This is a genomic window from Desulfovibrio sp. TomC (assembly GCF_000801335.2).
Taxonomy (GTDB): domain Bacteria; phylum Desulfobacterota; class Desulfovibrionia; order Desulfovibrionales; family Desulfovibrionaceae; genus Solidesulfovibrio.
Genome location: NZ_JSEH01000002.1, coordinates 137,485 through 159,032, shown reverse-complemented (window position 1 = coordinate 159,032; position 21,548 = coordinate 137,485). Strand labels below are relative to the sequence as shown.

29 protein-coding genes and 1 tRNA gene are annotated in these 21,548 nt (G+C 62.2%); 11 read left to right on the top strand and 19 right to left on the bottom strand.

All coding sequences use genetic code 11. From position 1 onward, the window contains the following. Positions 1-18 precede the first annotated feature (18 nt). Positions 19-855: a 16S rRNA (adenine(1518)-N(6)/adenine(1519)-N(6))-dimethyltransferase RsmA gene (gene rsmA, locus NY78_RS02385; RefSeq protein ID WP_043631188.1), complete on the bottom strand. Its 837-nt coding sequence runs from the start codon at positions 853-855 to the stop codon at positions 19-21. Continuing rightward, on the bottom strand, positions 852-2,525 hold the full coding sequence (locus NY78_RS02380; RefSeq protein WP_043631186.1) for a glycosyltransferase family 4 protein: 1,674 nt from the start codon (positions 2,523-2,525) through the stop codon (positions 852-854). The genes rsmA and NY78_RS02380 overlap by 4 nt, the downstream gene beginning before the upstream one ends. A gap of 125 nt (positions 2,526-2,650) precedes the next feature. Here NY78_RS02380 and NY78_RS02375 point away from each other — a divergent pair, with 125 nt between their 5' ends. The 3 genes from NY78_RS02375 to NY78_RS02365 all read left to right on the top strand — a co-directional run bounded on the left by NY78_RS02375 (position 2,651) and on the right by NY78_RS02365 (position 5,591). Further along, positions 2,651-4,150 carry a GGDEF domain-containing protein gene (locus NY78_RS02375; protein ID WP_043631183.1) on the top strand — a complete coding sequence of 500 codons (1,500 nt, stop codon included), beginning with the start codon at positions 2,651-2,653 and terminating at the stop codon, positions 4,148-4,150. Positions 4,151-4,238: 88 nt separating this feature from the next. Next, positions 4,239-4,315 (top strand) — tRNA-Arg (locus tag NY78_RS02370). Between the two features lie 106 nt (positions 4,316-4,421). Next, the gene (locus NY78_RS02365; protein ID WP_043631180.1) at positions 4,422-5,591 is read left to right on the top strand and encodes a tyrosine-type recombinase/integrase; all 1,170 of its coding nucleotides are present in this window, start codon (positions 4,422-4,424) and stop codon (positions 5,589-5,591) included. Here the strand turns inward: NY78_RS02365 and NY78_RS24485 are convergent. From NY78_RS24485 to NY78_RS24480, 16 genes are all read right to left on the bottom strand, one after another. Then, positions 5,588-5,995 (bottom strand): helix-turn-helix transcriptional regulator, encoded by a 408-nt coding sequence (locus NY78_RS24485; RefSeq protein ID WP_043631177.1) that lies wholly within the window; start codon positions 5,993-5,995, stop codon positions 5,588-5,590. The genes NY78_RS02365 and NY78_RS24485 overlap by 4 nt on opposite strands. Next, entirely contained in the window at positions 5,988-6,632 is a 645-nt protein-coding gene (locus NY78_RS02355; protein ID WP_043631174.1) for a hypothetical protein, read from the bottom strand. The genes NY78_RS24485 and NY78_RS02355 overlap by 8 nt, the downstream gene beginning before the upstream one ends. 68 nt (positions 6,633-6,700) lie before the next feature. Beyond that, on the bottom strand, positions 6,701-6,946 hold the full coding sequence (locus NY78_RS02350) for a hypothetical protein (RefSeq protein WP_043631172.1): 246 nt from the start codon (positions 6,944-6,946) through the stop codon (positions 6,701-6,703). Continuing rightward, complete coding sequence (gene gp10, locus NY78_RS02345; RefSeq protein ID WP_043631169.1) at positions 6,936-7,274, bottom strand: capsid staple protein; 339 nt, start codon at positions 7,272-7,274, stop codon at positions 6,936-6,938. The genes NY78_RS02350 and gp10 overlap by 11 nt, the downstream gene beginning before the upstream one ends. Further along, positions 7,271-8,692, bottom strand: a complete 1,422-nt coding sequence (locus NY78_RS02340; RefSeq protein ID WP_053062118.1) for a hypothetical protein — start codon at positions 8,690-8,692, stop codon at positions 7,271-7,273. The genes gp10 and NY78_RS02340 overlap by 4 nt, the downstream gene beginning before the upstream one ends. A 1-nt stretch (position 8,693) precedes the next feature. Further along, positions 8,694-8,942, bottom strand: coding sequence for a hypothetical protein (locus NY78_RS02335; RefSeq protein WP_043631166.1), 249 nt, complete (start codon positions 8,940-8,942; stop codon positions 8,694-8,696). Next, positions 8,939-9,847, bottom strand: coding sequence for a patatin-like phospholipase family protein (locus tag NY78_RS02330; RefSeq protein WP_043631163.1), 909 nt, complete (start codon positions 9,845-9,847; stop codon positions 8,939-8,941). Before NY78_RS02330 ends, NY78_RS02335 begins: the two co-directional genes overlap by 4 nt. A 1-nt stretch (position 9,848) precedes the next feature. Then, positions 9,849-10,103: a hypothetical protein gene (locus NY78_RS02325; protein WP_043631160.1), complete on the bottom strand. Its 255-nt coding sequence runs from the start codon at positions 10,101-10,103 to the stop codon at positions 9,849-9,851. Further along, complete coding sequence (locus NY78_RS02320; RefSeq protein ID WP_043631157.1) at positions 10,100-10,579, bottom strand: hypothetical protein; 480 nt, start codon at positions 10,577-10,579, stop codon at positions 10,100-10,102. The genes NY78_RS02325 and NY78_RS02320 overlap by 4 nt, the downstream gene beginning before the upstream one ends. Then, the gene (locus NY78_RS22970) at positions 10,569-11,099 is read right to left on the bottom strand and encodes a hypothetical protein (RefSeq protein WP_053062117.1); all 531 of its coding nucleotides are present in this window, start codon (positions 11,097-11,099) and stop codon (positions 10,569-10,571) included. The genes NY78_RS02320 and NY78_RS22970 overlap by 11 nt, the downstream gene beginning before the upstream one ends. Next, entirely contained in the window at positions 11,092-11,649 is a 558-nt protein-coding gene (locus tag NY78_RS02310) for a transglycosylase SLT domain-containing protein (protein WP_043631154.1), read from the bottom strand. The genes NY78_RS22970 and NY78_RS02310 overlap by 8 nt, the downstream gene beginning before the upstream one ends. A gap of 425 nt (positions 11,650-12,074) precedes the next feature. Beyond that, the gene (locus tag NY78_RS02305; protein ID WP_043631151.1) at positions 12,075-12,731 is read right to left on the bottom strand and encodes a hypothetical protein; all 657 of its coding nucleotides are present in this window, start codon (positions 12,729-12,731) and stop codon (positions 12,075-12,077) included. Beyond that, the gene (locus tag NY78_RS02300) at positions 12,728-14,359 is read right to left on the bottom strand and encodes a phage terminase large subunit family protein (protein ID WP_043631148.1); all 1,632 of its coding nucleotides are present in this window, start codon (positions 14,357-14,359) and stop codon (positions 12,728-12,730) included. Before NY78_RS02300 ends, NY78_RS02305 begins: the two co-directional genes overlap by 4 nt. A 9-nt stretch (positions 14,360-14,368) precedes the next feature. After that, complete coding sequence (locus tag NY78_RS02295; RefSeq protein ID WP_231583705.1) at positions 14,369-15,337, bottom strand: replicative DNA helicase; 969 nt, start codon at positions 15,335-15,337, stop codon at positions 14,369-14,371. A 66-nt stretch (positions 15,338-15,403) separates the two neighbouring features. Next, the gene (locus tag NY78_RS22965) at positions 15,404-16,159 is read right to left on the bottom strand and encodes an antA/AntB antirepressor family protein (RefSeq protein WP_053062116.1); all 756 of its coding nucleotides are present in this window, start codon (positions 16,157-16,159) and stop codon (positions 15,404-15,406) included. Continuing rightward, on the bottom strand, positions 16,156-16,605 hold the full coding sequence (locus tag NY78_RS24480) for a Rha family transcriptional regulator (protein WP_156180851.1): 450 nt from the start codon (positions 16,603-16,605) through the stop codon (positions 16,156-16,158). The genes NY78_RS22965 and NY78_RS24480 overlap by 4 nt, the downstream gene beginning before the upstream one ends. A gap of 555 nt (positions 16,606-17,160) precedes the next feature. Between NY78_RS24480 and NY78_RS02285 the strand changes: the two genes are divergently transcribed. The 8 genes from NY78_RS02285 (at position 17,161) to NY78_RS25165 (ending at position 20,899) form a co-directional block, all read left to right on the top strand. Next, positions 17,161-17,493 carry a helix-turn-helix domain-containing protein gene (locus NY78_RS02285; RefSeq protein ID WP_043631145.1) on the top strand — a complete coding sequence of 111 codons (333 nt, stop codon included), beginning with the start codon at positions 17,161-17,163 and terminating at the stop codon, positions 17,491-17,493. A 9-nt stretch (positions 17,494-17,502) separates the two neighbouring features. Then, positions 17,503-17,721, top strand: a complete 219-nt coding sequence (locus tag NY78_RS02280) for a helix-turn-helix domain-containing protein (RefSeq protein WP_053062115.1) — start codon at positions 17,503-17,505, stop codon at positions 17,719-17,721. A gap of 32 nt (positions 17,722-17,753) precedes the next feature. Beyond that, the gene (locus tag NY78_RS02275; RefSeq protein ID WP_043631141.1) at positions 17,754-18,140 is read left to right on the top strand and encodes a type II toxin-antitoxin system HicB family antitoxin; all 387 of its coding nucleotides are present in this window, start codon (positions 17,754-17,756) and stop codon (positions 18,138-18,140) included. 78 nt (positions 18,141-18,218) lie between these two features. Further along, a complete protein-coding gene (locus NY78_RS02270; protein WP_043631138.1) occupies positions 18,219-18,560 on the top strand; it encodes a type II toxin-antitoxin system HicB family antitoxin in 342 nt (113 codons plus the stop codon). A 31-nt stretch (positions 18,561-18,591) separates the two neighbouring features. After that, a complete protein-coding gene (locus NY78_RS02265; protein ID WP_053062114.1) occupies positions 18,592-18,810 on the top strand; it encodes a helix-turn-helix domain-containing protein in 219 nt (72 codons plus the stop codon). Then, a complete protein-coding gene (locus tag NY78_RS02260) occupies positions 18,807-19,079 on the top strand; it encodes a type II toxin-antitoxin system HicB family antitoxin (RefSeq protein WP_082139862.1) in 273 nt (90 codons plus the stop codon). Before NY78_RS02265 ends, NY78_RS02260 begins: the two co-directional genes overlap by 4 nt. Positions 19,080-19,122: 43 nt before the next feature. After that, positions 19,123-19,506 carry a helix-turn-helix domain-containing protein gene (locus tag NY78_RS25710; protein ID WP_082139861.1) on the top strand — a complete coding sequence of 128 codons (384 nt, stop codon included), beginning with the start codon at positions 19,123-19,125 and terminating at the stop codon, positions 19,504-19,506. A gap of 808 nt (positions 19,507-20,314) precedes the next feature. Beyond that, positions 20,315-20,899: a DUF1571 domain-containing protein gene (locus tag NY78_RS25165; protein WP_197084193.1), complete on the top strand. Its 585-nt coding sequence runs from the start codon at positions 20,315-20,317 to the stop codon at positions 20,897-20,899. Here the strand turns inward: NY78_RS25165 and NY78_RS02250 are convergent. After that, complete coding sequence (locus tag NY78_RS02250; RefSeq protein ID WP_043631132.1) at positions 20,889-21,377, bottom strand: SRPBCC family protein; 489 nt, start codon at positions 21,375-21,377, stop codon at positions 20,889-20,891. The two genes, NY78_RS25165 and NY78_RS02250, sit on opposite strands and share 11 nt — an antisense overlap. Between the last annotated feature and the right edge of the window lie 171 nt (positions 21,378-21,548).

Sequence of the window (21,548 nt, the reverse complement as noted above, 5' to 3'; positions counted from 1 at the left end):
TCGATTTCAGGCGCAAAGTCAAGGGGACTGGCGCGTTTTGAGCAATTTGGCCAGGGCGCTGAGTTGCTTCGGCGACAAAACTTCGGGCCGGTCCCTGCCATCAATGCCAAGGTCGGCACAGGCCTGCGGCAACGAGTCCGTCCAATACGGTTTCAAAATACCGGCTAACTGTTTCCGACGTAAGGAAAAAAGCTTCTTCAGCAGCGCGGAGAGGCTCGCCGGATCATCCGGACGCTCTGCAACCGGCAGCGGCGTGACCACCACCACTGCGGAATCCACCTTGGGCTGGGGCCGAAAAACTGTTGGCGGCACCTTGAAGCCGTATTCCAGTCGGGCAAAAGCCGATGTCCAGGCGGTCAGGGCTCCATACTGCCGGCCTCCCGGAGCGGCGCACAACCGCAGCGCCACCTCATGCTGCACCATAAAGACGCCCCGCCCAAACAGCGCCGACCCGGAGCAAATGTCCCAGAGCAACGGCGAGGCGATATTATAGGGAAGATTGCCGATGAGCTTGATCCCGGGCAGCCGGTCAAGCCGGCTCCAGTCCAGGCGCAAGGCATCAACCAGGGCCGGATGCGCTCCGGGATGGGCCAGGGGCAGACGCGCAGCCAGTTCCCGGTCCTTTTCCAGGGCCAGATAGGTCCGGGGGCCGGCGGCCAGGATAGCCCCGGACAACGCCCCCCGGCCCGGCCCGATTTCAAGAACCGTGTCCTTTGCCGTGATGCCCAGGCGGGACACGATCTTGGCTGCGATGTTGGGATCGACCAGAAAATTCTGCCCAAGGCTCCGTTTGGCCGGGGCATAGGCCTCGCCGGTCCGGCCCTCGGACGCCTGGGCACGTTGCCGGCTCGTCATAGAGACTCCTTTTGCACTTCCAGCAAATCCTGTTTGAGCGCCCACAGCACATGCCATGTCGCGGCCTGGGGGTTGAGGCCGGATACGGCGGCGGCCAGCCGCCTAGCCAACGTGAGTCCGGGACAGCCGCCCCGGGCCAGAAAGACCAGAACCCGAAGGGCCTCGGGCCGGATTTCCCCGTCGAGTTCCTGATAAATAACGGGGAAATCCTGCCGATGATAGACCGCCTGCCCGGTCCTGGTCCAGACCAGACACATTTCATCGGTCAGCCGGGCCGTCGGATAGCCGGCAAAGACTTCGCCGTAAGCCAGGGTCAGGGGATGGCGCACCCGGGCCAATTGCTCCCGGTCGGCAACCGGTTCGCGGCCAAGGCGCTCCCACAGCGCAAGATGCCGGTCGATGCAGACGTCCCAGGTGAACCGGCCAAGCGCCCGTTCCCGTCCGGCCTGCCCCATGGCCCGGCCGCGCCCGGGGTTGCGGATCAGATCGGCCAGGGCTGCGGCCAGGGCCGGGATGCTGACGGCCAGGGACTGAGCCAGCCGCAGATGGGTGTGGTTATCATACCCAAGCGGAGCCAGCACGTCACGCAGCCCGGTCTCCGGAGGCCCCAGGCTGGGCAACAGCAGGCCCGTGCGGCCCTCCTCCACGATGTCGCGGTAGCCGTCGTAATCCGAGGCGACAACCGGCAGCGCGGCGGCCATGGCTTCGAGCAACGTCAGGCCAAAGGTTTCCTGCGGATTGTCGGCCAGGGACACGAACACGTCGGCCAGCCCGAACAGCCGGCGCTTGGCCGCTTCGTCCGGACGGCGGACCAGGACCAGCGCCAGCCCGATATTGGCGGCCAGATTAGCCAGAGTAACCAGGAATTGGTCCTTGTCGTCGTCGCTGTCGGTCCAGCCGGCAACGACGAGGGTGAGCCGCGACACGTCGACGTCGGCGGCGATGAGCCGCTGCACGGCCCGGAAAAGCGGCAGCAGGTCCATTTTGGAACTGTGGGAGATACGCCCGAAAACCAGCAGCACCGTGGCCTCGGGGTCGATGCCGTAGTCAGCCCGGGCCTTATTTCTGGCCTCCCCTTCCAGGCGCGACCAGTCGCCGGGATCAACGCCTAAAGGGATATGGGCCAGTTCGGGGGCAGGATAGGCCTCGGGGGAAAGGCCGTAGCCCTGGCGCAGACTGGCAAAGATCGCGGCCACCGCTTCCCGGCCGGCCGTCGAGGTGGTCACAATGGCGTCGCGCCGGGTGGTGCCGGGCCAGAGATGGGCCAAGAAATCCCGCTGAAACACAGCGTTGCTGAGTGAATGCGTGGTTCCGGTAATGGGAAAGATCGACCGGGCCAGGGCGTTTCGGGCGGCGGCCAACCGGGCCTGGGCCGTTATGCAGTCGGAGAGATGAAAGACGGCGTACTCGGTGTCGGCCAAGGCTTGCGGCAGGTCCTGGCGCGTCAGAACTTTGAACGCGCCCCGCCCGGCCGCCTGGGGATAACGCCCGGCCAGGAGTGTTTCCTGTTTCATGCGTTCGTGCTTGGACGGCATGAAAAAATGGTAGGCGTCATACGGGTCGGCCCGCATCAATGCGTCCAAAAAGGCGGCATTGGCCACCTTGCGGCCCATGATGTCGCTGGATTCGATGAACGGATCAAGGGTGCCAAAAATGCGTTGCGTGTGCATCCGGTGAGGGAGCCACACCCGTGGCCGGTTGTCAAATGGCTCTATTTATTTGCCATGGCCTCTCTTTTGCATATGGGACTTCCGATAGGAATCTTCTTCCTGTCCATGACCCAAGGAGGCTTGTCATGACGCGCGGATTGCGACCCGAACAGGTATGGGGCATCGGCCTTGCCGACGAAGCCGGGACAGCTGTTTCCACGGCCCTGGGCTCAGGCTACGTCCTTCGCAACTGGCCTATCGGTTCCCATCCCACCGAGCGCGACATCGCCCGGGCCACCCCTCTGGTCATCTTTGTGGTCAAGGACGGTTGGGACGCCCTGCCGCCGGACACCCGCAAAGGCATTGAGGAGTGGGAGATTCCCCAGCGCGTCCTGGTTCTTGGCGCGTCCCAGTCTGTGGCCGATTTCGAGGAAGTCCTGGAGAATGGGTTTCTCTCCGCCATTTCCGAGCCGCTCACCGACAAGAAAGTGCGCGACGTCATCTTTCGGGCCAAGGAAGTCAAAAGCCTGTACGACGATATTTTCCGCATGACCCGCGAGATCATGCTCGAACGGGAGCTGCTCGCCCGAAAGACCGATTTGGTGCTGTTTTTAAACCGCATCCTGAGCCGGGCCAGCGAATCGCTGGACCCTGTTGTCATCCTGGACAACGCCCGGGAGGATCTGCAACTGCTCCTGCCCCTGCACGGGCTTATGGGCGCGTTCTGGCAGACCGGCGACACCGAAAACCTGGAAGCGGAACTCTTCCTCGAACCCGACATGGAACAGGCCGCCGAACAACACTGGACCGAGCAGCTCCTGTTCCAGGCGGCAAAAATCGCCGGCAAGCCCATTCACAGCTACAAGGCCAGCTTTCTGGAGGGCGCGCCGGATCACGCTCCTGTCGGCATACCGGCCGCTCCCGAGGAACTCATCACCTTGCCGCTGCGGGCCGGCGGACAAATGTTCGGCCTGCTCGTCCTATACCGGGCCAAGGGGCGGCCGCTGGGCAAGGATCAGGTCCAGGCGCTTTACGCTTCCATCAACCATCTTGCCCTGGCCCTTAAAAATGCCGCCCTGTTCAGTCAGGTCAAAATCCGGGCCGACCATGACGGCCTGACCCGCATCCATAACCGTCGGGCCTTTGACGAACGCCTCATCGACGAGCTGCGCCGCCATCAGCGCTACCACCACCCCATGAGCCTGCTCATGATTGATATCGACCATTTCAAGGGCATTAATGACCGCTACGGCCATCTGGTCGGCGACCACGTGTTGCGCGAGGTCGGACGCATCCTGTCCGACACCCTGCGCAGTACGGATTTCACGGCCCGGTATGGCGGCGAGGAATTCGTGGTCATCTTGCCCCAGACCGTCGAGGAGCACTCGCGCCTGCTGGCCGAGCGTCTGCGCGGCTTGATTGCCGAGGCCCAGTTCGTCCATGACGGCGAACCCTTCGCCATCACCGTGTCAATTGGCGTGGCCACCATCCTGCCCGGGGCGCTGACCAAGCGCAAGGAGTTGCTGGAAAAGGCGGACAAGGCCTTGTACCAGGCCAAACATCTGGGGCGCAATCAGGTATGCACGGCCCTTGGGGGCGTATCCCGCGCTAGCGAAATGCCTCTGGAAGCGGCCCAGGCCGGCTGACGCCCCGGGTTGGCTGCCTGAAAAAGTGCTGCCCAAATCAGGTTGTTGTTGACAGCGATCAGACTGGGGCGTAAGTGTATCTTTCTTTGGGCAATTAGCTCAGTTGGATAGAGCGTTGGCCTCCGGAGCCAAAGGCCGTAGGTTCGAATCCTACATTGCCCACCAAATGATTCCAAAGGGTTACGGTTAACGCCGTAACCCTTTTTGCGTTGACGGATAAGTTTTGGATAAGTAGCTTCCCAAAATTCTTCCCCCGCGCTATCCCGGAACCATGGCCGGAAAGTATCTCAAGACGCGCCATAAGGGCGTGTTTTATCGGGAAAGTAACGCGCGAACCTGCTCCTATGGGCCGGACCGCTGCTACGTCGTCTGGTACACGGACGCCCAAGGAAAAGCCCACTGGCATACCGTGGGCTGGCACTCGGACGGCATCCGGGCCGCCTATGCCAACGAGGTCCGCAAGCAACTTACGGATAAGTCGGATAAGTCGCAGGGGCCTGATAACCGGGAAAGCCCTACTGCCGCCTCGGCCGAACCACGGAGCTGCACAGTTGGCACGGCCATAGCCCGCTATTTCCAGTGGGGTGAGGCAGAAGCCAAACATATTGCTCCGGAAAAAAATCGTTACGAGAAACACCTCAAAGCGCTCCTCGACGCGGTCCCCATTGGCAGTATCACCCTGCAAATGCTTTGGGATGTCAAAACGTCCCTGCGCCGGCAGATGTCGCCTCAAACCGTGCGGCATTGTTTCGGATTGCTGCGACGGGCAGTCAACCACGCCACTGAAGTTGCCCTCTGGAAGGGAGAGAATCCATTCGCTATCAGGCGTCACGGATCTTTCAAATTGCCGCGAGCCGACAACCTGGCCACCCGCTACCTGACGCGGCGGGAGGCCAGATTGCTGCTTGACGCCTTGCGGCCGCGATCCCGGCAACTTCACGACATGGTGCTGCTCTCGCTTAAAACCGGACTGCGCGCGACGGAAATTTTCGGCATTCGTGGCCAGGATCTGGATAAACCCGCCGGCGTTATCCACATCATTGCCAAAGGCGGCGAAGCGCAGACCGTACAGGCTTCGAATGACATTCTGGCCATATTGTACGCCTATCCACGATTGCCGGGTGAACATGTATTTCAGTCGGAAAACGGCGGCCCGATCCTGCACGGCATTTCCGAAACCTTCGACCGTGTGGTGGACGAACTGGGCTTCAATAAAGGGCTGACCGATCCGAAAAGGCGCGTACGCTTTCACACGATACGACATACGTTTGCGTCTTGGTTGGCACAATCCGGACAGGTCACGCTCTATGAACTTATGGGACTCATGCGTCACAAACGCATCGAGATGACTATCCGTTATGCACACCTCATTCCCAGCAGTCAGCGGCAAAAATTGACGATTATTGACAATGCCCTGCTCGATCCTGATCATGACAGCTAGACCCTTCCGGTTGTGACCACCGCACTGGCATTCATAAAAGCCTCAATGTCCTCACGCAGATAATAAACACGCTTACCGGGCTTGATGTAGCGAGGCCCCTTGCCGGAGCACCGCCAGTCCTCCAGGGTTTTGTGGGGGATACCGTACAGCGTTTCAACATCCTCCTGGGTCAGGGACAACTTCACAGGTCTTTCCTCAACAGGCGCTTCCTCGCCATCCCTGTCCCGCACTTCAATCCGGACCTCCAGACGGGCGGCCAGGATTCCCGCCAGTTCCAGCAACAGATCATGCATCGCCTGAGTGCGTCGGCCCGGGCACAGCTCGTAAACCATACGTCGTCCGCTGGCATCGACAACCACCCCGTTTTGCACGGACTCTATGACAATTTTGAGCGACTCAGCCATGGGAAACCTCCTCGCGGTTTTCTTCTTCGGGTACCAGGGCCTGCAGCCGCATGTTCTCGGCCATGATCCCTGCGATGTCCGCACCGGAATCCCGCAGCACGCGCCGCAGCCGGTCGCCTTGGGGGCCGGCCGTGCGCAGCAACGGCGACAATTCGGGGAACTGCTGGTCGAACTCTTCCACATCGTGTTTGAGATCCTCGGGGATTTCCACCAATGCCGGTTTGTCCGATGCGGCCGTGTCGCCGCCGGCAGCCTTGGAATCGGGCCGACCGGACCTGGCTGCCTCCAGTTCGTCCTGGAGCCGTTGGTTCTCGGCCTCGATGCGTTCCTTCTCGGCCTTGGCGGCGGCCAAACGGCCTGCGGTTGTTCTGGCGTGCCCGCGCAACTGCGCAGGATCGGCCAGGGCAGGATCGTCGTCGTCCGCATCGGCATCAGGATCCTGCCCGGGATCATCGTCGCCGTCCGGATCTTCGTCGCCGCCATCCGGTCCCCCGGCCGCAAGGCCCTGCGTGCCGGCGGCGTTGTCCTGGTCTTGCGGCTGCACAATCGGGGCGTCGCTGTCCGCGCCGCTGCCCGCATCCCCGTACACGCTGTCAAAGGCTTTCTCTTCGACCGCGCTGTCGCTTTGCTCGCTCATGTCTGCCTCCATCATTCCAGGTGCCGTTGACCGGGCCTGGACTTTCGGGCCTCTTGCGAGGTGCCGTATTATTCGCTCCGGCCTGGCCGGTTGGCGGCATCGTCCCTGGGGCTGCCGATCATGGCCTTGCGAAGCTGCCTGAGCTGGTAAATCCGCCCCTGCAGGTGCTTCACATCAGCTTCGACGGCAGTCTCCAGTCTGCTGCGGAGACGCTCCAGGTCGATTTCGACCAAGTCCATGACCGCCTGCCAGCACGGATCAAACCGGCTGTTGGCGATCCTGGCCGTGCATTCTGTCCGTGTATCAATCGCCATGGCCGTAGACCTTCTGCAACGCAGCCGCCGCCTTGTCGTCTTCGGTCTGCAGATCCATGGCTTCGATCTGCAAGGCCACACGCCCTTCCGAGCTGCTTTCCGCTTCCTCAATATTGATGCGGCTGACCTTGGCCTTGCAGAGCAGGAACACGTACCCGCCGGCCGTAAAATCACCGACGGTACGGCCGAGTTTTTTCAGCGCCGTCTTGTCGAGATTGACCGACAGACCCCAGGGGAATTGCCGTTTTTCATCCACTGCGGCAGGCGCAAGGCCGGACTCGTGTTTCCGTTCGGCCTTGGTCAGTTCCATGCTGGCGAGTTGCTTCACGCCGCCCTCCCAGGTTCCCCTTCCGATCCCGCCGGCAGGGCTTGAGTCATCCAGCCCGCACCGGGCATCCCGGCGACTGCCGCCGGCTGCCCGGGACCGGCTGCGTCCTGGCCCCCGGCTGCCTGTTCAAGCACCCGGGCCAGCAGATGCTGCAACGAAACATCCGGCGCGATACCGCGCGAGTGCATTTCATTAAGCAGCGTTTCCAGCTTCGACTGCTGCTCGGCCTGGACCTGCATGACCATCTGGCGCTGCTGGTTCTGCCGGATGGTGGCCTCGTCGTTGACGAGCTTGGCCGGCACCTGCATGGACACGGCGATTTCCTTGAGCAGTTCCGCAAAGTTGATCATGCCGGCCAGCTCCGGCTGGGAGGCCAGGGACAGGAACTGCATAAGCCGTTGCGACTGGACTTCCTTCTGCATGAGCGCCGTGGAGCCGGTGGCCACCACGTTGAAATCGCCCTTGATGTCGCCGCGGGAATTGAAGTCCATGTTCCAGAAATAGAGGGCGGTGATGAACTGGCTGGTCACGTCGTCGTCGAAGGTCTTGACCATCTCGGCGAGATTGATGCTCATGGCCCCCATCAGCATGGACAGCCCGCCAAGCGTTTTGGCCGCGTCGGACACATTGCCGTCGCCATGCACCCAGCGCGGCACGGTCAGCACGTCCTGGACGTCCTCAAAATGCTTGGCCATGGCCAGGAACTCGCTGGTATGGCTCTGGGCCTGCCAGAAGATGAGCGCTTCCCGCATGTCCTTGCCGTCATCGAACTTGAGAATCCGGCGTGCATAGAGGTCGTCAGGGTCTTCGCCCTGGCGCAATGCCTCGATGTTGATGCCGACGATCGGACCCGAGGTCAGGGCCGCATTGTCCATCATGCTGCGGATGGTGGCATTGTAGGCCCGGTGCGGATCGCGCATGATGCGCGGAATGCCCTGGCCGCAAAGCCCGGACTCGTCTTTTTCGATGGAAAAAATCTGGAAGGGAAATTCGACGCCGCGCATCGGTGTGCGCACGGCCTTGATAATCTGGTCGCCCAGCAGCCAGACATTGCAGAAGTAGTCTTCCTCAACCGGGTCCTCGCCCAGCGATGTGCGGACAAAATCGACGTAGGCCATGAACGTCGCATCAAGCGTCGGTTCGGGCGTGGGCTGCAAATCCCAGTTCCGGTCCCCGGCCCGGGGAAAGAGAATGTCCATAAGCCGGGCCACCACGGTATCCGTCTTGACCTTGGCCTGGCGCATGAACAGCCGGCTGCGCCCCTTTTTGATTTCCGTTTCGATTTCGGGATCGTAGATGCCCATGTACAGGCGGTAGTCTTCCAGCCACCGCTTTTCGAGCGGTTCCCGGTCGCGCCTGTCTTCGTCAAATTGGGAAGACAGCTCCCTGGCCAGGGCCGGCAGACGTTCGTCAGCCATGTCAGGCCCCCTTCCCCGACCAATGCGTAAACCCGAGAACCAGCAGGGCAATCACACCCGTCACCACTACGGTGACAATGGCGGTGATGCCGGCCTTCTTGACCTGGCCATAGGTACAGCAAAAATCCTCGATGAATTGATGGTGCTTCAGATGGGTGGGGCCATCGACAATGTTTGCGGCCTTCAGGGCATCGGCAACGGCTTCACCGGCCGCCTCGCGGACCCACGACTGAATCTCATCCTTGGTCATGCCGTCGCCCCCACCAGGGCCAGGGCCCGGGCGGCCTCAGGGCTTTCAGCCAGCCGCTTGGCCGCGAGCTTCAGGACTGCCAGGGAACCGGCATCCGTGGCGTCCATGTCCACCACACCGGGAAGCTCGGCCTGGAGCCGGACATACTGCCCGGCCAGACTGGCCTTGCAGTCCTGATGCACCAGTTCGGACTGTCCCGAGAACATGACGTCAACCAGCTGCGGTGCCCACTGGGCCAGTCCGTAGGACCGGGCCGCCTCGAACAAAATGGGCTTTTCACAACGGCCGGTTCCCAGGGAAATCAGGGCGAAGCCGTCCAGGCGGGAATCCATCCCCATCGCGGCCAGCAGGGCCAGCCGCGCCGGGTTGTTGGCCACCACGCCCCCGTCAATGCAAGGCGTCACCCGTCCGGACAGGCTGGTGATGGCAAAGGGTTCAAAAAATGTCGGCGCAGCCGAGGTCGCCCGGCCCACGTCGGCCAGCCGGTAGTCATCCCGACCGCCCCAGGACGTAAAAAGCACCACCTCCCGGGCCTCGATGTCGTAGGCCACGGCCATGGCCCGAGTATTAGTCGATGAAAGCAGACGGTCCCCGAACACATCGGACAGGGCCACCTCCAACTCCCCGGCATCATAGAGTTCGTCAGCTATGCCACCCAAAGACTTCAAGCGTTGCTTTAAGGTTTGGCTGAAGATGGCCGGCCCCCGCTCCAGATAGAATTCGGCCATGCGGACGGCCGGGATGCCGGCGGCCAGCCCCAGGGCAAGGATGCCCCCGGTGGACGTTCCGGCGATGAGGTCGAAATGCCCGGCAACGGCCTGCCCGGTGCTGGCTTCGAATGCGGCCAGCACCAGGGCCGGAACCAGCCCCTTCATGCCGCCGCCGTCAATGGAGAGGATCTTCACGTCACATCCCTGCCTTGACCGCAGCCACCGCCACAGTGGAACCGACCTTGGCCAGATACACCAGCCACTGCTTCCAGCCGTCCACCTGGGCCTGGGTCTTGGCGTCGGCCGGGACAGCGGGCAACGCCTCCAGCGCCGCGACAACGCCGGACGCCTGGCTCTCCAGGGCATCAACGGATACAGGGGCCATGCCGGCACAACCGCCCATGACGATGACCAGCACGGCGATCAGGATAAGGGAGGCGTACCGCTTCATGACGTTGCTCCTTGCTCCAGGGTCTTCCCCTCGATTTTGAGTTTTGGATCGGCTGCGGACCGCTGCTCGGGCCAGCGGAGAGCGGCAGGGCCGAAGACAGCGGCGGCCACGTCGGCGCTCGTCGTTAGGGGCTGCGGCGACGCAGGGTATGCAGGGGTGGCTTGCTCAACATGGCGCTGAAAATCTTTAAGCAGGCTGCCATACTGCTGTGCAGCCTCTGTCCCCGCCTCACCCAACGGACCCCGGGCCGTCTTGCGGCCCCACAGCACCAGCCCCAGCAGGGCCGTGGCCACGGCGAAAAGCACCGGAGCATCCAGGCGAATGCCTTGCGCGGAGGCCTTGTCCACGCCGAACCAAACGAAAAGCGGCTGGCCCGAGGCCAGCGCGGCCAAAACGGCCGTCAGAAGCCACTGCCCCACGCCGCCCCAGGCCGTCTTGGACTTGACCAAGCCGAGCGCCAACGCCTTAGCGTCCATCGCCCACCTCCACACCCGCCCCCATGACCCAGACGTCAATGGGCAGGCCGCTTGCCGCGATGGTGAACCGGAGCTTGTCGAGAAACCGGATGTCGCCGGGCTGTTCCAGGATCAGGACGATCCCGGCCCGCTTGCCCGTGGCCCCGGCATAGGCCAGGGACTGGCCTATGGATTCCGCCCACTTGCTGGCGAAATCGAATTCCACGGCATGGGTTGCCGTCTCGCAATCCACCCGCAGCCCGTCGCGCGGCCGTGTCTCCAGCACCCCGCCAGCCTCGGCGCACCAGATGCCCTGATAGAACTTCTCCAGGTGGTCATGCCCGGCCCGGGCCGACTGGCAGGAGAACAGCACCATCGCTGTGACCAGGGCGACCAGCGCCACACGTGGCCGGGTGTAAAACCACTCCCAGACCGCACAACTGCGCCGGGCAACGGCCTCGGAAAATCCGAGATCCTTCAGCCGGCAAAACACATGCAGCGGGTTGCAGCGATGCCGCAGCCATTCCAGGGGGCTAGGCATGGGGCAGCCCTCCGTCGATGAGGGCGGAGACCCTGGCCGGGTATCCGGGATTGGTATTGTGCACGGCAGCGTAAGGGCCGCCGTTGTAGGCCCGAAGCACGCCCGCCCAGCCGTATTTGCCGAGGTAGCTCTTGGCGTAGGCAGCCAGGTGCTTGCACCCGATGTCCACGTTGGCCACCGGATCATGCAGGGCGTTCAGGAACCGGCCCGTGAATCCGCGCTCCCGGGCCACGGCCCCCATGGGCTGCATCAGGCCCCAGGACGCCTGCTGGCCCCACCACTCGGCGTCCGGGTCCACGCCCGGATAGGCTTTGAAATCCTTGGGCGGTGCCTTGGCCGCCAGTTCGGCGGCGGAGACAGGGCGAAACGGCTTGCCCGCCCGGACGTCCCAGAACCAGCGGTAGCGTGGCTCAGGGTTCCAGGCCCAGACGTCGCCCCCGGATTCGACCTGGATGACGGACTGGACCATGAGCGGCGGCAGCCCGTGCCGGCTGGCCGCTTCATGCGCGATCTGGAGAACCTGTTCTTCAGTAGCAACAAAAAAGGACATGGCGGCCTCCTTGAGTGGCGGCCGCCATGTCCAGGGTCAGGAGAGGGCGATGGATACAGGGAACAATGAAAAGTGTGGTTGGCGACCCGCTTTTCGCAGGCCAAACCGTACCATGGGTTTATCCCTGACCACGCGAGCGGTCAGGGATGGTGGGGGAGTAATGGGGGAATGAAGCGAAGATTGTATAGAATGGCAATGAAGATTTTTCTTGACATTATTTCATGGCACTACCTTCTTGCCCTGTGTATGTACGCCACCAAGTCAATAGCTCACTCCTGTCGGCGACATAAGAAAACCCATCAAAGCGTACCGGCATTGGACATGTCTCCTGTCCGAAGTATCGTTTGAACCGTCGATGTCCAATACCAAGTACGTTACAAATCTCTTCTTTGCTCCCCAGCACATTAACGTCGCGCTTCGCCATTTCAATACCCCGCCACAGTATCGGCCGAACCCGACCGGGTTTGCCTGCGCCCGATAGCCGGCTTGCGTTCGTCGCAGTAGGCAATGCCCCACAGCAATGCGGCCACCGCCGGAAAATCCTCGATATGCCGCCGGATGTCCCGGCCGGCATCCTCCACCTGGGCAACCAGGTCCTGCCGGCCCAGAACCAGGGCCGAGCGCCCCACCACCCGGGCCGTCAGGTAGGGAGCCAGGTCGGCGTGGAGCTGCCCCCCTGCCCCCACCCCGGGGGCGGGGCGCAGGGTGATGCGCGGCCGCCCCTTGGCCGTCAGGCGCTCATTAAACGTCCGCAACCGCTTGGCGTACGGGTGGAAGGGGTTGCCCACCCAGACCGTTATCGCCGAGCGGCCGGCCCACTCCCCCACCAGGGGGGCCGCATCCGCCGCCAGCTCCAGGAGGCGTTCCACGTCCGCGTGGGACTCGTAGTCCACCAGCCGCAACGTGCGGTAGCCATCTACAGGATCGGCGGCCACGTCCTCGGCCAGGGCCACCACAGCACCCGGCGTGGTCCCCTTGGGCCAGCACAGCCCGGCCACCACCCGGGTGAACCGCATCCCGGTCTCCCTGTCCCGAATCCGCGTCAGCCCGCTCACCGGCTCGACATAGGCTTCCAGCTTCATTGCAAGTTCATCCCCGCATAAAAACTGTTGCTGGCGAAATCCGCCGCAATGCCCCAGTAGTTGAGCGCATGCCGAAAATGGTCCGGCCCGAGCTTGACCCAGGTGTAGGTCCTGCTCCCCGTCTCTTCGTCTTCTTCCAGCTTCTTGGCCGTCGCGGCGCAGTGCGAAGCGAACACGTCCACCGGGCCGCAATGTCTGGGCAGCACCAGCCGTTTTCCGGTCAGGGCTTCATGGGCCGCGTCCATGCTTTCCGTCCGGTTGACCGACACCTGCAGTTTCTCCTCGTTCCAGGCATAGGCCCCCTTCTGGTGCGGGCTGTACCAGTTGAGGAACACCCGACCCGGGAAACGCGCTGCAAACTCACGGGCCTTGCGCGTCTCGGGCATGCCGTCGATAACGCACCGCGACACGTTAAACTGCCGCATCAACCCATCAAGCTCCTCGAAATCCCGGTACTCGCCAAGGTGGATGATGGTGCCGTCCCGCCGCCCGATGACCACATGCAGCCCTTTGCCCTGGTCCACCCCCATGCAGCACGGCCCCTGGTCCGAGGCGGCAATGCCGTGGGAACCGCACAGGGCCAGCACTTCCTCCTTGGTGATGCGGCAATCCGCCTCGACGTAGGCCAGCCCGAGCTTGTAGTTGTAAAACGCGGACATGCTAAGCGTGGTGCGGTACTGCGAGAGAATTTCCGCCGGGGTCACATACTGCGAAAAGAGCTGGCTGTACTGGTAGCCGCGCCAGTCCGCCACCCCGGGCTTGCGCGCCACCCACTCGCCTTGGGCCGGATGCAGCACGCCGTCGCGGCAGCGCATGCACCGCAGCACCACCGTCCCGTCCGACAGCTCCCACAAAAGGTCCGGCACCCCACGCTCCCGGGGAGAGGCCGCCGCTTCCCACTCGTCCACCGGATCGGTCCAGCCGCCGCAGGCCGGGCACTTGAGCAGCCAGCGCCGCTGGTCCGTGAGCTGGTACAGGCGGTCAATCCCGAAATCCGGCAGGGTCGGGTTGGACAGGAAATGCTCCCACTTGTGGTCCGAGTGGGCCATGCGCTCCCGGGCCACCGCGTCGATTCCGGCCGGAAACAGGTCAAATTCGTCGTAGATCACGAAGTCCACCGGGTCCGAGCGCAACCCTTCCGTGGACTTCGTGCCGCGAAACAGCAGGTTTTTGCCCCGCACCTGCTTGACGCCGATGGAGTCGGTGTTCTGCACCCACTTGCCCAGGGTATCAGCGTTACGGTCCACCAGCGGCCCGACGCGGGTCCGCGAGAAGTCGCCCGAGCCCTTGGACGACGGGAACAGGTACAGGATGCCGACAAAGGGCATGAACAGGGCGCACCAGAACGCCCGCAAAATGGCCCGGGTGGTGTTGCCCATCTGGGCGCACTTCATTTCGACCTGGCGGGGATGATCGTCGGAATACGGCTCCTGCAGACATTCGTGACGGGAGAAGGAGAAGGGGCCCCGGTCGAGCACCACCCCCTTCTGACAGGCCCACCCCCCCACCCCTCCGGGGGGGGCCTGCTCTGTCGTCTGGACCACCGTCTGCACCTTGGTCAGGAAGTCGGTCATGATCGACCGCCCATCCTTTGCCATGAGTCCCGATGTCCGCCGGCTGCCAGCCATAATCCCTCCTCACACCAGCTCGTAGGCGTAGGCGGCCCGGATGTCGGAAGGTTTGCGCGCCGGCTTGTCGTAGATGCGAAGCGGCATCTGCTTCATGCGCTGGCAGTGATCGTAAATCCTGGACCAGTCCTCGTCGGAAAATTTGCCGTCCCGGAATCGCTGGGCCGCCACCCCGGCCCCAGAGGAAAACATGCGGTTAAGCAGCTGATGCCTGCCCATCTCCAGGGAGAAAATCCCGGTCGGATGCCCAAGCCCGATAGCGTGTTCGGCAAAGGTCAGGGCCAGGGCCGTCTTGCCGTGGCTTGGCCGGGCCCCGACGACAATCATTTCCCCGGGCATGAACGAGCGTATAAGCCCGTTGAGCTTCCAAAACGGCGTGGAAACGCCGCCGCCGCCCGACTCTTCGAGCTTCTCCAGGTACGCGGTGTACGGGTCCAGAAATTCATCCGGCGTCTCGCCGTGGGTATCCAGCCGGTCCTTGAGCACCGCATCGGACGCCGTCTGGGCAATGGACACAAACTCGGCCGGATCACGCTCCGGATCGTAGGCAATTTCGATGATGCGCCGGCCCATGACCGCCATTGACCGGCGCTTGGACATGGCCCGCATAATGCCGGCATGGTGCAGGGTGTTGGCGGCCGAAAGGATGCAGCCGGCCAGTTGGCCCAGGTAGGCCGGGCCGCCGGCTTTCTCGAGCTGCCCGGCGGCAGTCAGCGCGGTAGCCAAGGTGATCAGATCCACTGGCTTGTTTTCACGCCACAGGCCCACCATCGCGTCCCAGATCATCTGGTGGCTGGGATCGTAAAAATCCACACGGCGCAGTTCGATCCCCAGTTTGTCCAGGATCGATGGTTTGATAAGCACCCCGCCAAGCACGGCCTGCTCGGCGTCAAGGTTGTGCGGCGGCACATTGCGCAGCAGCATCCCTGTCAGGTCTGCCGGCCCGGATTCAGGGCGCCGGTTTCGTGGCGTGGCCATACGCTCCCCCTTAGCTATCCCGCCCCGGCCGGCCCAAAAGCCACCGGCCGGGGCGGAATCTCCCTGCTAATGCACAGTGCCGCCCTTCCTGCCTTTAGGCGTGGCGGCTTTCTTATCCCGTTCCTTGTCCCAACGCGCCCGGGCCGCTTTTGCTGCCTTGGCGGATCGAGCTGCGGCATCGGCCGGACTGACCAGACCGACAGCCAGGGCAGTTTGGACGGCTGCCAGCGTCCGGCCGCGCACTTGGCCCACGTCCGCGGCGACCCGCCCGAGCATGTCGCTGCTGCTTTGGGCGATGTCCCTCAGCGCGCCGGCCATGCTTCTGGAAAATGCGTCGGCGTCGCGGGTGAAGGCCAGGGTGTTGAGCACCACGGCCATGTCCTTGAAAAAAGCGACGTTGGCCCGGATGCGGGCCAGTTCGCCTTCCAGGATGAGCAACGGGCTTTCGGCGGGGTGGGATGGGGTTTGAGGCCCCAAGGCGAGGTGCGCAGCGGCCTTGGCCCGGCGTTCGCAGTCGATGAAGTAGCGGCGGGCCTGCCGGCCCTTGTCGGTCTTTTCGACCATGGCCAGTTCCTTGGCCATGTCGATGGACAGGTGGTAGTCGATGGCCGGCCGGCCTCGCCCATTTTTCCTCAATTTTGAGGAAAAATCCCCTGCTACAAAATCTTGATTTTCGACGAAGCCGTACTCCTCGATTCGACGCCGGATCCAATCATCGAACCGGGTTTCGACTTCCAGGAAAGCGTGCAGGTCACGGGCACAGATGGTCTGGACGACTTCGCCGGCCAGCTGGCCGGAGTGGATGGGGATGAGTCTGGTCATGATGCACCTCGTACTGTTGGGATTTGGGCACGAAAAAAGGCGACGGCATGACGCTCCCCTGCAGTACGCAGCCGGGGCCTCGCGGACACCCGGACGTCATGCCGCCGCCAATACGAGCCCTTCCCCAAAGGGGAGGCGCATGGGCGACGAAACAATAAATCCCGCTCTTTCGCTGCCCCCTGGGAAGGGACGGCGGTGGCGGCAGGACGCCACGTACTGTAGGGACGCCAACCATGCCCGAGGCGGGCCGAGGGCGTCAAGAGGACGCAATCATCCTGCGTGCGCTCAAAATTGAGCGCACATAGTTCGTCGGGCAAATGGGCAAGGAGTTCCCGGATATCCCGCAGAACATTCTTATGCTCTTTGCCGAAATGCGCGGCCACAGTGAGGCTGGAGACGACCGGACGTCCCGCGACGATGGTCAGGTTGGGGGAAAGACTGTTCATGGCGCACCTCCGTAAGGTTGGGATTGGGGCAATAAAAAAGGCGGCATGACGCTCCCCTGCCTTACGAGCAGCCGGGGCCTCGCGGACACCCGGACGTCATACCGCCAATTCATTGCCCCACCCCGAAGGGAGGTGCATGGGCGACAAATGCAAAAAGCCCGCTCTATTGTTCCGGCTTGGGACCGGATCAAGGCGGCAGGACGCCTCACAAAATTGGTTGACCAAACGTGCATGAGGCGGGCCGGGGGCGTCAAGAGGGCGGCGTTGACAGGTAGCCAGTAAATGACTACCTGCAAACCATGGTATGGAGAGTTGAACTTACGCCCAAGGCTGCCAAGCAGGCCGCGAAACTTCCCGAGCGCATCCGCAATCGCCTGGACGCTTTGCGGGCGCTCATTGCTCTCGAAGGACCAGTGCAACCCTCGATGGCTCATTTTGGCAAACTCAAAAACCAGCGAGGCGAAATATACCATTGCCACCTGAACAAGGGCCGCCCCACTTATGTGGTCGTTTGGCAGGTCAAGGGCAGTGTAGCCATACTGGTGGAGGTGACCTATGTTGGAACTCACGAAAACGCCCCGTACTGACGGATACGTGATCGTCAGCGCCGCCGTTCCGGCGGATCGCGCAGAAGCTGTGGCACGGGCCATTGAAGAGGCTGCCGAACCAAATATTCCTGCCGAGGAATTCTTTGCCGACTCGACGCCGGGGAAAATTCTTTCCGGCGCGCGCGGATTGCGCGAGATGACCCAGGTGCAGCTCGCGGCTGCCATCAGCGTCCACAAGTCCCATATCTCCGGGATGGAACGGGGTACGAGGCCCATTGGCAAGGAGATGGCCAAGAAACTGGGCAAGGCCTTGGGTATGAACTGGCGGATTTTCTTGTAGGACGGCCGCATGTACGGCATCGCCGACACCTTTCCCGACATGGGTCCTGGTAATATCTTGCGGGGCATGCGACGTCGCGAAGACTTGACCCAGGAACGCCTGGCTGAAGAGATCGGAACCACGAAGGCCAATATCTCCGCAATGGAAACAGGAAAGCGTCCTATTGGCAAAGCCATGGCCGAGCGCTTGGCTAAGGCTCTGAACACCTCATACAAGGTTTTCCTGTAGAAATAAAAAGTCGACAGAGGCAGGAGGGCGTTATGTATTTCCCCGCTGCTGTCTTCAGTGAAAAAGGCAAGGCCTACGGCGTTACCCTGCCGGACATCCCCGGCTGCAACACCGCCGGCGACACCCTGGAAGAAGCTCTGGGCAACATCCCGGAAGCTGTCGAACTCATTCTTGAAGGCGCTTTCCAGAAGCCGGCTCCCAGCAGCCTGGAGCACTACAAGGACGATCCGGTTTACAAGGATGCCGCGTGGGCCTTGGTCAATGTGGATCTCGGGTTCATGGATAAGCGCACGGTCCGGGTGAACATCACGGTTCCCGCCGGAACACTTGAGGAAATCGACCGCGCCGCCAAAGGACGCGGCCTCAACCGCTCCGCTTTCCTGATCCGCGCAGCCCGGCGTGAAATGGCCTGCCAATAGCCGATATGCCATCCCCAACAGGACACTCGTTGCCGACTCGACAAATCGGGTGCAGGCCGTAGCGCCAGGGCCAAAACGATGAACGCCATGACTTACAAGGGCTTCACCGGATATTTTGATTTCATTCCCGGCGACGATGAATTCCACGGCCAGGTGATAGGCACCCGGGATGTGATTCATTTCTCCGGCCGCTCGGTCGAAGAACTGCGGCAAGCCCTGGCCGATTCCGTGGAGGATTATCTGGGCTTGTGCGCCCAGGCAGGCAGACCCCCTGAAACGCCCTGCTCCGGGCAATTCCGGCTGCGTCTGTCTCCGGAAATCCATCGACTTCTGGCCGTCGCCGCCAAGGCCAAAGGCAAAAGCCTCAACGAATTCGTGGTCGATGCAGCCGAAAGGGCGGCGCGGGATGCCGTGCTGTGATTTTTGTCGGGTTTTCTTGTAGGAGGGCCGCATGTACGGCATCACCGACACCTCTCCTGACATGGGTCCGGGTAATATCTTGCGAGGTATGCGACGGCGCGAAGCGCTGACCCAGGAACAGCTTGCAGTAATGCTCGACGTAACCAAGGCAGACATCTCCGCCATGGAAACCGGTAAGCGTCCTATTGGCGAAGCCATGGCCGAGCGTTTGGCCAAAGCCCTGAACACTTCGTACAAGGTTTTTCTGTGAAACGTCCCTATCCGGCCATCCTGCACACCGACGACGGCACGGGCTACGGCGTGACCATCCCCGATCTGCCCGGCTGCTTCACTTCCGGCGACTCCCTGGACGAAGCTCTTGCCGCCGTCCAAGAGGCGGTGGAAGCCTGCCTCTTCGATGCCGACGAAGCCCCCCAGGCCAGCCCGGCCACTGACGTACTGGGGATGGCCGAGGCCGAAGGCGGCCTCCTGGCCTTTGTTGAAGTGGACCTGTCCTTTCTTGACCGAAATCTTGGCTAAGGCCCTGAACACCTCATACAAGGTTTTCTTGCCGAGGTAGGCGATGGTTTCTGATGCTGCTGCCCCTGGGGGCCGCCCTGACGAGGAAATATGGATTCCCCATGAGGTGGTCACCCTCCATCTCGAACACGGTAGGAGCCTGATTCGCGCTTGGCGCGAGCATTTAAAGCTCTCGCCGCGCGAGGTCGCCGGCCGCATGGGAATCTCCGAACCGGCGTACGCAAAGATGGAGGCCAACAACGCACGCCCCAGCGTGGCAACGCTGAAAATAATTGCGGAAGCCATGAGCGTTGAATGGGAACAGCCCAGCGCGCCCCCGCCCCCGGCAAACAGATCGACGATCAGGCCACGCACGATGATATCCCGACCATGCCGTCATGATGCGGATGCAGTTGTTTGGGCAGTGGATAAGAAGGCGGATAAGTAGCAATGTAAAAGTGTCCTGCTATGCCCGAATCAGGCACAGAGGTATGGATAAAAATTCTAGTTGTTTCAGTGGCTTTCGGGAAATGTCGGAAAGTCGCCCGCAGGCCTCCGGAGCCAAAGGCCGTAGGTTCGAATCCTACATTGCCCACCAAATGATTCCAAAGGGTTGTGACCAAAAGTCGCAGCCCTTTTTCTTTGGCGGCTCATTTCGATGTCAAATTCTGCGATGTCACTTCACGGCCGCTCGATAAACCTTTGTCCGCTGGCAGCGTCGGCAGGTCACGGCAGCAGGGTCGGTGGTCCCGGATGCGCGATACAGACGCAGTTCACCGCAGGCGACGACGCCGGATAAAAAAACGTCCTGCCCGGCAAGATCAAAGTGGACTGTGTTCATCGCAAGTTGTCGAGACGTCGGAAATATATGCGTTGGCTGCATTGGATCCTTTGGCATGAGCGCGTTTGGCGGGCGGCGAGGCCCTTCTTCAAAGAGGGAATCCGGCCAGGAGTGTCAGGTCAAACAAATATCCGTGAAAAGCAGCGCCCTGCGCTCTCTGTTGCCGAGTCCAGTCCAGCATTCCCGGTCGAGGGCGTACGGGCTACAGACTGCCGCCTTCTTGACGCCTGGACAGCCCTGCCGCTCTCCCGTATTCTCCGAACATAAACGGAAAAGTCGCTCCCGCAATCCGGCCGAGTCGCACGTCCGTCGCTGTCGGGGCTGCGCCACTGCCCGGCGCTGCGCTTCGAAATACAGTACCCCGGATACCCACCCCATGCTCTGTGCCCTCGCCCTCCTGGCAAGTTTGGCGTCCATGCCGCGCGACATGGTGACCGCCGCGCTTCAAAGCTACGAAAACGTGGTTTCCTACCGTGTTACCCTGCGGGTCATGCACGGTAAATCCAACGAGATCATTGCGTATTCCTTCAAGAAGCCCGGCTTCGTCCGCATGGATTTCATCCGACCGCATAACGGTGCGGTCCTGGTGTACGACCCTACGACCAACCGGGTCCGCCTCCAGCCGTTCGGCATTTCCAAAGCCTTTGCCCTGTCCCTGAGTCCGGACAGCCGGCTGATCAAAAGCCCCTCCGGCCATCAGGTCAACGAGTCCGACATTGGGGCGCTCCTGCGGCGGGCGCTCCTGCTCCAGAACCAGGGGCAGGCGACGGTGCAGGGAGAAGAGAAGCTGGGGAGCAGATCGACCATCCTGGTCAGCATCGAAGGCCAGAATGGCTTCTCCCTGGATGGCACGCACCGCTTTCTCCTCAATCTCGACAAAGACACGTTTTTGCCGCTCCAGGTACGAACCTACGACGCCGCAGACAGGCTGCTCGAAGCAGTGCTCATGGATGACTTGCAAATCGACGTCCACTTTGACGACCGTTTTTTTACGCCGTAGTCCTTCGTTCCACACGTAAGCAGGTTGCCCCCAAATGACGGGCCAGTCCCTGGGCTCCCCAAGCCATGATCCGGCCGTGATTCCAGCAGACCAGCGGGCGGGCAACGCTTGCCAGAAACTTGAGCCGGGGAGCCGTGGCGCGCACCCGCCACTCGTGGTGAACCAGGGTGATCCCGTCTGCACAGGCGAACCGCCAGGTCCCCGTGCCCGTCACATCCCCTGACGCTTCGCCCTGGATCATGGACAGGGGGTCGATCCGACGGATCGTCAGTTCCGTCGTCAGCCGGTACGGCAGCGCCCCCTTCCACTGGAACCGCTGCCGGTTTCCGATGCCGTCCGCCCTGCCCCGGTCCAACTCCTCGGCAACTTCCAAGCCGCGCCACCATTGGGGCCAGGACGCCGGCCGGGTGATGGCGTCCCAGACTTCGGTCAGGCCGGAGCCGATGCGCCAAAGCGTGACCAGATCAAATTGCACCATACCATACCCCTCGGACCGCAGCGGGAAAGCCAGACTGCCCTCCCATATGCGTCCAATTGACTGGTCATGACCAGGAATTTTTTCTAAGAATTCTCATCTGGCTGGATTGCTTGCGCTCCGTCCAAAGCGCCTGGGACAAAGGCACAGGCCTCGTGACCAGGAGACGCCCGG

Bases quoted from the DNA above. Each gene is read 5' to 3' on its own strand.
- rsmA (WP_043631188.1), bottom strand. From the start codon at position 855: ATGACGAGCCGGCAACGTGCCCAGGCGTCCGAGGGCCGGACCGGCGAG.
- NY78_RS02380 (WP_043631186.1), bottom strand. From the start codon at position 2,525: ATGCACACGCAACGCATTTTTGGCACCCTTGATCCGTTCATCGAATCC.
- NY78_RS02375 (WP_043631183.1), top strand. From the start codon at position 2,651: ATGACGCGCGGATTGCGACCCGAACAGGTATGGGGCATCGGCCTTGCC.
- NY78_RS02365 (WP_043631180.1), top strand. From the start codon at position 4,422: ATGGCCGGAAAGTATCTCAAGACGCGCCATAAGGGCGTGTTTTATCGG.
- NY78_RS24485 (WP_043631177.1), bottom strand. From the start codon at position 5,995: ATGGCTGAGTCGCTCAAAATTGTCATAGAGTCCGTGCAAAACGGGGTG.
- NY78_RS02355 (WP_043631174.1), bottom strand. From the start codon at position 6,632: ATGAGCGAGCAAAGCGACAGCGCGGTCGAAGAGAAAGCCTTTGACAGC.
- NY78_RS02350 (WP_043631172.1), bottom strand. From the start codon at position 6,946: ATGGCGATTGATACACGGACAGAATGCACGGCCAGGATCGCCAACAGC.
- NY78_RS02340 (WP_053062118.1), bottom strand. From the start codon at position 8,692: ATGGCTGACGAACGTCTGCCGGCCCTGGCCAGGGAGCTGTCTTCCCAA.
- NY78_RS02335 (WP_043631166.1), bottom strand. From the start codon at position 8,942: ATGACCAAGGATGAGATTCAGTCGTGGGTCCGCGAGGCGGCCGGTGAA.
- NY78_RS02325 (WP_043631160.1), bottom strand. From the start codon at position 10,103: ATGAAGCGGTACGCCTCCCTTATCCTGATCGCCGTGCTGGTCATCGTC.
- NY78_RS02320 (WP_043631157.1), bottom strand. From the start codon at position 10,579: ATGGACGCTAAGGCGTTGGCGCTCGGCTTGGTCAAGTCCAAGACGGCC.
- NY78_RS22970 (WP_053062117.1), bottom strand. From the start codon at position 11,099: ATGCCTAGCCCCCTGGAATGGCTGCGGCATCGCTGCAACCCGCTGCAT.
- NY78_RS02310 (WP_043631154.1), bottom strand. From the start codon at position 11,649: ATGTCCTTTTTTGTTGCTACTGAAGAACAGGTTCTCCAGATCGCGCAT.
- NY78_RS02305 (WP_043631151.1), bottom strand. From the start codon at position 12,731: ATGAAGCTGGAAGCCTATGTCGAGCCGGTGAGCGGGCTGACGCGGATT.
- NY78_RS02300 (WP_043631148.1), bottom strand. From the start codon at position 14,359: ATGGCTGGCAGCCGGCGGACATCGGGACTCATGGCAAAGGATGGGCGG.
- NY78_RS02295 (WP_231583705.1), bottom strand. From the start codon at position 15,337: ATGGCCACGCCACGAAACCGGCGCCCTGAATCCGGGCCGGCAGACCTG.
- NY78_RS22965 (WP_053062116.1), bottom strand. From the start codon at position 16,159: ATGACCAGACTCATCCCCATCCACTCCGGCCAGCTGGCCGGCGAAGTC.
- NY78_RS24480 (WP_156180851.1), bottom strand. From the start codon at position 16,605: ATGAACAGTCTTTCCCCCAACCTGACCATCGTCGCGGGACGTCCGGTC.
- NY78_RS02285 (WP_043631145.1), top strand. From the start codon at position 17,161: ATGTTGGAACTCACGAAAACGCCCCGTACTGACGGATACGTGATCGTC.
- NY78_RS02280 (WP_053062115.1), top strand. From the start codon at position 17,503: ATGTACGGCATCGCCGACACCTTTCCCGACATGGGTCCTGGTAATATC.
- NY78_RS02275 (WP_043631141.1), top strand. From the start codon at position 17,754: ATGTATTTCCCCGCTGCTGTCTTCAGTGAAAAAGGCAAGGCCTACGGC.
- NY78_RS02270 (WP_043631138.1), top strand. From the start codon at position 18,219: ATGAACGCCATGACTTACAAGGGCTTCACCGGATATTTTGATTTCATT.
- NY78_RS02265 (WP_053062114.1), top strand. From the start codon at position 18,592: ATGTACGGCATCACCGACACCTCTCCTGACATGGGTCCGGGTAATATC.
- NY78_RS25710 (WP_082139861.1), top strand. From the start codon at position 19,123: ATGGTTTCTGATGCTGCTGCCCCTGGGGGCCGCCCTGACGAGGAAATA.
- NY78_RS25165 (WP_197084193.1), top strand. From the start codon at position 20,315: ATGCCGCGCGACATGGTGACCGCCGCGCTTCAAAGCTACGAAAACGTG.
- NY78_RS02250 (WP_043631132.1), bottom strand. From the start codon at position 21,377: ATGGTGCAATTTGATCTGGTCACGCTTTGGCGCATCGGCTCCGGCCTG.